Consider the following 9581-nt stretch of genomic DNA (forward strand, 5'->3'; position numbering starts at 1 on the left):
AACAAAAAAGCATCTCCAACTTAGTTGGAGATGCTTTTTTGTTCCATAAGAATTATTTCATCATTAGTCTTCAGAGATGATTCAACAAATTTCGCTTTGATAGACACTCTTACTTGCTTAGTAGTTCCATGCAGTCACTCGCTTCTATCATACGTATTCTAGAGGCCTCTCCGATCTCATTGATGCTGGGTTGATAGTTCGGGACAGTGCACCTATGCAAATACTTTACGTCCTGATTCATCTTCAATGAATTCATATAGAAGGCAACGTAATCTGAGTGCTACTTATGAGGTTGTATATTCGGCTAATGAAGCTCTTAGAAATACGATTTCTCGTCCGATATCTTTCGGCTTAATTGCACCGAGAATTCTATTTTCAACCTCAGGTGTCCAATATATTTTCAGCCTTCCTCGAGCTCTAGTAATGGCTGTGTAAAAAATACTATGGGTTATGTGGTCTTCAACTTCATCAGTGATAACGACTTTTACAGAATTGAACTCTAAGCCTTGTGCTTTATGGATTGATACTGCATAAGCAACCTGAAACGGTACAAGAGCTGTTGATGGTACTTCAAGATTTTCATCAACGTGTCTATGGTCGTCGACTATGAAGCGAATTACTGAACGTCCTGCTGCCGAATTCTCTAGAAGTTCAAAATCATAGGGCATAGCCTCCAGCCCGTTAATTGATTTATCAACTTCAATATCAAACTGGATTTTACCTTCACCAAGTTCGATACCTACTATCCAGCCTTTTATATTGTTATAAATCAAGGGCGTGAAGCGATCAGATTCGTTGAACAGTACCGGATCACCAACTTTATACAATTGGAGTCCCCATGGGACAGCAAGGTTAGGATTTGCCTGTTGAAGGAACCGATTAATATTATTTATTCCATAGAGCCCGTCATAATTTAGGCATAAAATAATTTCATCCAGTTCTGAAGGTGTAAATATGGAAGCATCCAGAGATGTTGAATACTGGTTTCTAGCTATTGTTTCTACTATTCTATCATCCATACCACGAACCCTATCCCATAAGGTCTGCAACTCCTCATTGTGGCTTCGGTAAGGTCTTGTAAGATGATTAATTGATGATGCCGGTAAAAAACCTTCTGCCGCATTAAACCAGTTTCCAAATTGGATAGACTCAATTTGATAAATATCACCTACCAAAATAAGCAGCTCAAAGTCGGCTTTTTCTAAGATTTCTTTCATATCTTTGTATTTCGTACATCCAGGCAAATTTTCCTGTCTTATTATTTATTGTATATAGGCTGAAGTTATTACCAGACGGAGTCCCCGGGTTTAATATGACAAGCTAAGCAGTACGGTTAATATTGTCTTGAGGATTGTAACCTAGTTCAAAACTCAGATAATCAAATTCTTTAGGAAGAGTATGTACCCACTCCTGCTGTAGCCCTCCATGCTCCTCAAAACTTAAATCGGTATCTTTTGCATACATCTGATTAGTATTCGCTAGAAGCAAAGTTAAAACTACGAAAACTGCCATTAACATTTTGAATATCATACCTTTCAATATAGGCACAACCCTTCTCTTATCATATGTTTACTTCTATGTAAACGAAAATATTAATGTGATGAACAGTAAAGATTCTGAATCAATTTAGTTTCTTATTAGAATATATACCTATTCTAAGTCCGTTAAGTAATAGGGGTAAATCAGTGTAATTGTTTACTTAGAAGGTCGCACAATAGATCCAAAATTGAAAAGTGACGTAGATCCATCAATTTTCAGATCATAATCGTTTTTGTTTGTAGAAAGTGGAATGTCTGTATAATCCTCATACCTCATCCCCTTTTTCAATTTAGTAAGAAAATAATTTATGTATGGATCAAACATGACCTGGTCGTATTTGTCGAATGTCTTTAGAGTAAACTCAAATTTCACTCTGATGGAATACTCTCCAAATGTATTAGATCTCATGACCATCGATGGTTCAGCAATAAGTGAACCTTTAATAGTAATTTTGTTACTCTTTACGTACTCCACGTATCTTCTCTAATCAGCGAGCCACTTTCTAGCGGATTGATTTGCATATGAGAATGTTTCATTCGCCCAGTCTTCGTTAATCGTTCTATAATCGACATTCAAAATATGATCATAGTAGCTTTCAGTCGTTTTCTTCCACAGATCAAGTGTCGGTTTTGAATTGTAGGCCAAATCTGTACTTGAAAGCTTGGTAGAGGTGGTATCTATTGTTTGGTAGGACTTCATTTCATACATTTCATTCGGATACTCTTCTAAGATATAGGGATAGTCTTTTGCATTGGGTTTACTCCAATCATTGGCTGGAAAATCAGACTCGCTGTATAGTCCATTTAGCTTGGCTGATTTAACATAAACGTCGTACCATAGACCACTACTCGAGTTTGAATGAACCTCCATTCCTAATGAACCCGCGATAAGCTTCAAAAATTCTGCGCGCGTAACCTGATTATCAGGATGAAACCGTCCATCTGGATAGCCACTTACAGTTCCTTGCTTAATCGCATTTAAAATAGTAGATTCCGCCCAATGCTCCGTGATGTCGGTAAAAAGATTCACTACATTTTGATCAATCTCCTCTCCTTCTACTACTAGGATTGGCATGCTTTGAGTGGTATCTATAGAGACCGCACTATTTTCCAAAGCATAAGCGGTAGCATGGAGAGTACCCGTTGTTAATAACAGAGTCACACACTTGATGTTAGAAGAAATTTATTCATGTTTCCCTCCTCGTTTCTACTAAAGATGTAGGTAATCCATTCCAATAGTAACGTGTAGGGAGATTCGGTGTCCAACATATTACGAAAAAACGTTATGAAGTTAGTTTAATGAATTGAAGGGCAAGATGACGATTATATATACGCCTAATCGGCAATAGGAACATGTTCTTGTCCAATACGGTAATCGGACTATGTTCTTCTTGTCCTTGGCTCGGGACAAGAACTTGTACCGATAAAATAAAAAGCCGCTTAAATAGCGACTTCAATGGCACCATGTTCTTGTCCCTCGACATTAAACGCGAAATTAACGTATTGGCATCCTTTTGATTTTATTGATATGCGTAAAAAAAACGCAATGTTCTCCATGAGTATGAAAATACCGCTCAAGCGTTATTCAACAACGCTTAGACGGTATCCAGTAATTGTTCTTGATTTCAATATCGGGGTGGTCGGCTGAGACAGCATGACCAACCAAATCGTCGTTGGCTTTTCGTTTACGCCCTTTATTAGTGCCTGTGCTCCCTCTACTCTCGCTAATTTTATTCCTCTACGGCGATGCCTGCAGCTCTTAAGTGCCCATAGGCAACAATTTTACTAAACTGAGATGAAACTTCATCTGCAGGAAGGGGTTTATCGTTTCTAATCCACCAAATTACAATCCCCATGAAAGCCGATCCGAGGTACTCGATCAGCAATTCCTTGGATATCGCTAGTGTGGAGTTTTCCTTATCAGGTTTCCACCCCTCAATTAATTTATCATTAATGATATTCTCCATTTTCGCTTGAAACTGGTAGATTCGATTCTCTTCAATTAACATGGAACGGTAAAAGGTCATATTTAGGGAAATATGCTCCAGTACAGTTTGCATGACTGTCTCGAGTAGAGAAATGCTGAAAAGATTCATGCTGATCGGACAAAGAACGACTGCATCCTTTAAATCGCTTAACAGTTCATTCATGCATGTATCTAATAAATCAGGCTTGTTTTGGTAGTGGAGATAAAAAGTATTTCGATTGATCATAGCCCGATCGGCAATATCCTGGATCGTTATGGCCTCGTATCCTTTTTCCTGAATAAGCTCATAAAACGCCTTTCGAATCGATTGTTTCGTGCGCAGTATTCTTAAGTCGGTTTTTTTATTCAATGTATTCGTTCCCCCTAAATTTATTTAGGTCGTTAAGCGACAAAGTTTTATGAAGTTGTCTGTTATCCATCATAGCTAAAAATATTGAATATTGAGCGTTATATTAACCACTATTATAATAAGCATCAGATAAATAAACAACGTTTTGTTCATTATTTATCTAATGACCAAAAAAATTCCAAGGAGGATTTACCAATGACATTCAACCATCAAAATGAGCTTGTTCGTAAGACAGTCGCCGTGCTGGAAAGTTTTGAGAGCGGCAATCCCGAAGCGATTACGGCTTACGTTCATCCAGATCAATATATTCAGCACAACCAGGCCTTACTCGATGGTCGTGAAACCATGCTTGATGCTCTTGATCATTTAAAGGAAATTGGTACAAAGGTAAGCATTAAGCGGGCTTTAGTTGACGGAAATTATGTGGCTCTTCATTCTGTATATCATTTTCACGGCCCTAAAATCGTATTTGATATCTTCCGTTTTGAGAATGGGCTAATCGTTGAACATTGGGACAATTTGCAAGAGATGGTGGAAAAGACACCAAGCAATCATACAATGATTGACGGACCGGTTACGATTAAGGATATCGACAAGACGGAGGCCAACAAAGCATTTGTCAAAAGCTATGTTGAAAACATCTTGCTCGAAAAGAACCCTGACCTGCTTGCCTCTTACTTTGATGGAGATACCTACATTCAGCATAGTCCTCATATTGCAGACGGCCTTTCTGGTCTTCACGCTGCTTTGCAGGCTCTGAAGGAGAAAAAAGTTGAGTTTCAATATACTCATGTCCATCAAGTTATCGGGCAAGGCGATTTTGTTCTTACCGTGAGCGAAGGTCAATTTGATGGTCAACATACTGCTTTCTACGATTTGTTCCGCGTACAGGATGGAAAGATCGCTGAGCATTGGGACGTATTCGAGGCCATTCTGCCGGAAGAAAAACGAAAAAATACGAACAGTAGATTTTGAAGTTTGTGTAGCTGAATCGCAAGAAAGACATCGCCGAATTTATTTACGGTGATGTCTTTCGCTTCACGAATGTACTTGAATGGAAAATTTTAAAGTCCAATGGATACAGGAGCGTTGCTTCAGCAACGCTATTTTTGTTCATTGCAATGAAGTGATGAGGGGAAGAAAATCATGAAAATATTGACACAAAAAATAATGTGGCTCGGATTAGTGCTCGTCCTGATCGTGCTGACCGTATTCGGGATAGCGATGATGGGATCGGTGCAGGGATCGAAGCCCAAGGAGCTTCCGGTGGCCCTCGTTATCCTTGACCGGCCGGCGGATCTGTCGACTGGAGGAACGATTTCGGTTGGGGAAATGATTCGGGAAAAGTTGGTGTCAGACCCGGCAATGCCGTTCGTTTGGCATATCGTGGATTCCGAGGAAACGGCTCGGGAAGGATTGGATAAACGCGAATATTACGGAGTGATAGTGATTCCGGCGGATCTGAGCAGCGGTTTACTCTCGTTAGCAACTCCCTCACCGATTCATCCTAATGTGAAGATCATCGCCAACGAAGGGATGAACAGCCAAGCCTCGTTGGTCGTAAGACAGACCATGAGGCAAGCGATGCAAATGATAAGCGAGGAACTGTTGCAGCTGATGCTTGAGCAGATCGGGCAGCAAACGGAGCAAATTCCCGTTGAATCGGCTACAGCTTTAATGACACCGGTGACCGTTCAGGAGGACGTCGTGCATCCACCGGGAGTGAATAATGCGTCGGGGAATGCGCCGGGTTTGTTGACCCAGATCATGTGGATCGGCAGTCTGGTGACCGGGATAGTTTTGTTCCTGGCTAGCCAGAAGGCGGTCGCCGCGGGTTCAAGGAGATGGACAGTAAGTGCGCTGCAAGCTATCGTGGGACTTGCGACCGTTGGTATAGCGTCAGGCTTCACCATATGGATGGCTTTGTCGTGGTACGGCATGGAACTAGCGAACGCGAGGGAGACTTGGTTCTTCTTATGGTTGGCTGGATCGGCGTTCTTCTTGTTGCAATCTTCATTGCTCAATTGGATCGGATTTCCGGCTATGCCTCTGCTCGTACTGCTGATGTTCTTCTCCATGCCGCTGCTGAGCATGGCTCCGGAGTTCTTGTCGCAGACGACGCGAGATTGGATCTATTCGTGGACGCCACTGCGGTTCGCGGCAGAAGGGCTGCGGGAAGTGATGTACTTCGGAGGACTGGACGCGGTCGGCTCAAACGCCTTCGTTTTGTGGGGAGTCGCCGTGGGATTTTTGGTCCTGCTACTCGCTTCCGGATTTAAGGCCGGTCGAACGACAGAGGCGCCCCCTACTTCTGTTACAGAAGATTAAAATATGGTAAGAACAAACAAAGTTGTGTTGTCGGTATTTGGTTCGGTTAGTGTGGTTCGATATTCTCCATCATGATACTATTTAGATAATTACCTAATCCGAAATGACACCAAGTTCTTGTCCCTCGACCGTTCCCTACCCTTTGTGGTGTGTACGATATCATCGATTGAATTTCTCCTTTAGCACTATCATGCTGATAAGGACATACGCATTTATTAAGTATCAATTCATTTTTACTTAAATGGTAATACTCAATGCTGCTTGGAGAACTGCTGTAATCAATGAGCCTGTGTGAGGAAACTGTATCATTTCGAGGGAGCTTAACAAAAGCAGCCGATCACGATGATCAGCTGCTTTATCTTATTGAGCTATCGTTTCCCGTTAATTGAATACTGGCCTTAATACGATTTCTTTACCCTAAAAGAGTCTCGTGGACTCCATGAAGTTAACTGATTCAGCAGAGCATATCCTTTTCCTTTTTCTTCAATTGCTTGAGCATGGTTATCCAGATCCTTAAACCTGTCACCCACAGCGTCAAAGCAGAACCGAAACCGATAAAAGTAGACCTCGCAATCAGAGATACATCGCCCAAAGTGGTATTCAGTGGTATAAACAAAGAAATGATGCCTAGAATACTGAGCACTATACCTGTACCATAATAAAAATTCTCTCGAAACAATCGCGCTAAAGGAAAAAAATGGACTCCGACAATGATAGCCATGATCGGGAAAAAGACTTCAAAGCGATCAAATAAGTTACAAAGCACACTTGCAATCAAGATTGCCAGACCTTCTAAACCACAGATCATACCAAATTTCCGATTAACTTTATTCCTCATTTTCCTCTCTTTCGGTGTAGTGACATGGTTCACGTTACGTGCTTTCCCAAATAGCGAAATAGCTCCGATTAGCAACGTTAATGTCACAATACCTGAAAGAACAAGCAGCCAAGGAGCTCCCAGTTTATTTGAACCAATAATACCAATTGCAGACCAAAGCGCTCCAAAAAAAGTCATGAACATTACGCCATTTGCAGCTCCAAAGACAGCAGCTTTCGGCAGTTTTACTAAATATCCCATCCTAACCATTTCTCCTACAATTCAAATTTTAACCACTTTTAATGTACCATAAATTCTCTTTCAGGAATGCAATGTTAAATTGCATCTCCACACTTGGTGAAGATTAATCTATGGTTCTAAGCATGGCTAACGTATTAAATTGGAACTATCCTGTACGTTTAGGATGCAAATACTAAGCGTACAACCCCTTTACAGTTGCATGCTCTATTTTTATGTCTTTGTAAACCTCAAATATCCATCTATTCCTCAATCTGGATAACTACTGATTTCCAACTACAAGTCGGAAACTGTACTTGTTGATACTCAAAATATTACCCCGCTAACTGCTTATATTCATTGAGACCATATGAAGCTAAGGTTTATTTATACACAATGTAATCAAATTTTTTAAAGGTCTTCCACACCATACTGTTCAGAGAGCCGAAGGCCAGTCTGGGGACAAAGCTTACCGTTCAGAGGACCTGCTCAAGATGCCAGCAACAAGCTTCGAGTAACGATCGTTTCACCTGGATCCACACAATTGGATTCCCTGGACGCCATAAAGGACTCAGAGTTGAAAGAGCCAAACTCGAAGCTTATCAGAACATTGGGTTATCCCCCCTACTCTATCGCTAAAGCTATTGCGTTCGCAATTGAGCAACCAAATGGCGTGGATGTAAGTGAAATAGTGGTCCGCCCCACAGCGCAAATGTCCAGGGACATCCTCATTAATGATCAATAAGGATCAGGTGCCACCTCATTACGAAATTTCTTGATCTCCGCAAAAAACTCAAAAATGCACCTCCAATTGTTAGTAGTGGTTAACAATTGGAGGTGCATTTCATATCCTTTAGCTTCTTTTATATTACATGAATGATTAATATCAATCCTTAGGCAATTCATTAAAGAAAGCGACATCTTCTATCGGTAATCTTACCGTCTGGTGTCCGGGCTTCACCGCCTTACCGATGGCGATAAGCATAACAGGAGCGTATCTCGCCGGAATATCAAACTCTTCTACAAATTTTACTTGGTCAAATCCGCCCATCGGGACCGTATCAAAGCCTTTTGCACGGGCGACAAGCATTAGCTGCATGGATACCAGTCCACTATCAATAAATACTTTTCGGAGTACATTTTCTGGAGGCATACTCGCGAACAGTCTTTGGTATCGCTCCACGAATGATTTAGCTGTCTCTTCAGGCATGTACCCCGCATCGACCGCCATCCCGTAAACTTTCTCGGCCAATTTATAGCCTTCCAAATCTCCGAGTATCGCAATGACAGCTGAAGCCTCAATCACTTGCTGCTGGCTGTTGGCGATCGGAAGCAGTTTTTGTTTTAGCTCCTGCGAGTCGATGACGAGAAACCTCCACGGCTGGAGATTGGCGCCAGAAGGAGCCAGTGTAGCTAGCTGCAATATATCCTTCATTTCGTCCCGTGAGATCTTTACTTCGGAATCATAGTACCTTACAGATCTCCGATCTTGAATAACATCAAAAAAGTGCGCCTCCACCTTCTGTGACGATTGTTCAACGGACATGCTTCTCTCCTCCTCATAATTACCCTGCCCCAAGTTGGCACAAGATGTTCTAAATAATTAGTAGTAGACCTTCAAAACAAATTCAACCATTGCAGTTAAATAAGCTTTATTGTTACTATAAATTATTTAGTGTATACTTTAAAGTATACACATTATTTTTATATAGATCTATAAATCAGACTAACTATACTATAGTAAGGAATGATTTTGTGGATATAAGCAAAGAGGACGAACAATGTCTCATCTCCATTCGCGAGGCGTTGGAGGTTGTTCGCGGAAAATGGGCTATCTTGGTACTCACCTTACTTAGTCTGGGTCCGCAGCGATTTAATCAGATGCGAAGATATTTAGACAATGTCAGCATCAAGTCTTTAACGGATGTCCTGCGTCATTTTGAGCGGCATGAAGTCATCAACCGCCAGGTGTTCCCTACCTCACCTGTTACTGTTGAGTATTCGCTAACAGATAAAGGAAGGGCGTACATACCTGTACTTCGGGAGATGCGCATATGGGGTGAAACCTGGGGAGGAACATCGGCAGGCGTTGATGATGACGAAACCCCGCTTGGGTAAAGTAATAGTTTAGACTGGCTCTTAAAAATGAAACGGCAACAGCTAGGGACCAGAAAATAAAGTCTTTGTTATGGTCTTAATACAGTATTAAGTTCATGTGATTAATGTTTAGATTTGCATCTAATCGGCAATCGGACTATGTTCTTGTCAATTCCGGTAATCGGTACAAGTTCTTGTCCTTGGCTTGGGACAAGAACTTGTATCGAT

At 41.3% G+C, this 9581-nt stretch carries 9 protein-coding genes; 3 read left to right on the top strand and 6 right to left on the bottom strand.

Going from position 1 to position 9581, the window contains the following annotated elements:
- Positions 1–284: 284 nt before the first annotated feature.
- From ACWXW9_RS28635 to ACWXW9_RS28650, 4 genes are all read right to left on the bottom strand, one after another.
- On the bottom strand, positions 285–1217 hold the full coding sequence (locus ACWXW9_RS28635) for an ATP-binding domain-containing protein (protein WP_494932150.1): 933 nt from the start codon (positions 1215–1217) through the stop codon (positions 285–287).
- A gap of 103 nt (positions 1218–1320) precedes the next feature.
- Positions 1321–1548: a hypothetical protein gene (locus ACWXW9_RS28640; RefSeq protein WP_494932151.1), complete on the bottom strand. Its 228-nt coding sequence runs from the start codon at positions 1546–1548 to the stop codon at positions 1321–1323.
- Positions 1549–2022: 474 nt separating this feature from the next.
- Positions 2023–2700: an S-layer homology domain-containing protein gene (locus tag ACWXW9_RS28645; RefSeq protein ID WP_494932152.1), complete on the bottom strand. Its 678-nt coding sequence runs from the start codon at positions 2698–2700 to the stop codon at positions 2023–2025.
- 568 nt (positions 2701–3268) lie between these two features.
- The gene (locus ACWXW9_RS28650) at positions 3269–3874 is read right to left on the bottom strand and encodes a TetR/AcrR family transcriptional regulator (protein ID WP_494932153.1); all 606 of its coding nucleotides are present in this window, start codon (positions 3872–3874) and stop codon (positions 3269–3271) included.
- A gap of 195 nt (positions 3875–4069) precedes the next feature.
- Here ACWXW9_RS28650 and ACWXW9_RS28655 point away from each other — a divergent pair, with 195 nt between their 5' ends.
- Both ACWXW9_RS28655 and ACWXW9_RS28660 read left to right on the top strand, forming a co-directional pair.
- Positions 4070–4849, top strand: coding sequence for a nuclear transport factor 2 family protein (locus ACWXW9_RS28655; protein ID WP_494932154.1), 780 nt, complete (start codon positions 4070–4072; stop codon positions 4847–4849).
- Between the two features lie 171 nt (positions 4850–5020).
- Positions 5021–6202: a YhgE/Pip domain-containing protein gene (locus ACWXW9_RS28660; RefSeq protein ID WP_494932155.1), complete on the top strand. Its 1182-nt coding sequence runs from the start codon at positions 5021–5023 to the stop codon at positions 6200–6202.
- 454 nt (positions 6203–6656) lie between these two features.
- Here the strand turns inward: ACWXW9_RS28660 and ACWXW9_RS28665 are convergent, their stop codons facing one another.
- Together ACWXW9_RS28665 and ACWXW9_RS28670 are read right to left on the bottom strand one after the other, a co-directional pair.
- Positions 6657–7280, bottom strand: a complete 624-nt coding sequence (locus ACWXW9_RS28665; RefSeq protein ID WP_494932156.1) for a DUF7010 family protein — start codon at positions 7278–7280, stop codon at positions 6657–6659.
- An 862-nt stretch (positions 7281–8142) separates the two neighbouring features.
- Complete coding sequence (locus ACWXW9_RS28670; RefSeq protein ID WP_494932157.1) at positions 8143–8802, bottom strand: nitroreductase family protein; 660 nt, start codon at positions 8800–8802, stop codon at positions 8143–8145.
- A 209-nt stretch (positions 8803–9011) separates the two neighbouring features.
- Between ACWXW9_RS28670 and ACWXW9_RS28675 the strand changes: the two genes are divergently transcribed.
- The gene (locus ACWXW9_RS28675; RefSeq protein ID WP_494932158.1) at positions 9012–9374 is read left to right on the top strand and encodes a winged helix-turn-helix transcriptional regulator; all 363 of its coding nucleotides are present in this window, start codon (positions 9012–9014) and stop codon (positions 9372–9374) included.
- Positions 9375–9581 lie beyond the last annotated feature (207 nt).

It is taken from the genome of Paenibacillus sp. LT-B23 (assembly GCF_059417685.1).

Bases quoted from the DNA above. Each gene is read 5' to 3' on its own strand.
- ACWXW9_RS28670 (WP_494932157.1), bottom strand. From the start codon at position 8,802: ATGTCCGTTGAACAATCGTCACAGAAGGTGGAGGCGCACTTTTTTGAT.
- ACWXW9_RS28660 (WP_494932155.1), top strand. From the start codon at position 5,021: ATGAAAATATTGACACAAAAAATAATGTGGCTCGGATTAGTGCTCGTC.
- ACWXW9_RS28665 (WP_494932156.1), bottom strand. From the start codon at position 7,280: ATGGGATATTTAGTAAAACTGCCGAAAGCTGCTGTCTTTGGAGCTGCA.
- ACWXW9_RS28635 (WP_494932150.1), bottom strand. From the start codon at position 1,217: ATGAAAGAAATCTTAGAAAAAGCCGACTTTGAGCTGCTTATTTTGGTA.
- ACWXW9_RS28655 (WP_494932154.1), top strand. From the start codon at position 4,070: ATGACATTCAACCATCAAAATGAGCTTGTTCGTAAGACAGTCGCCGTG.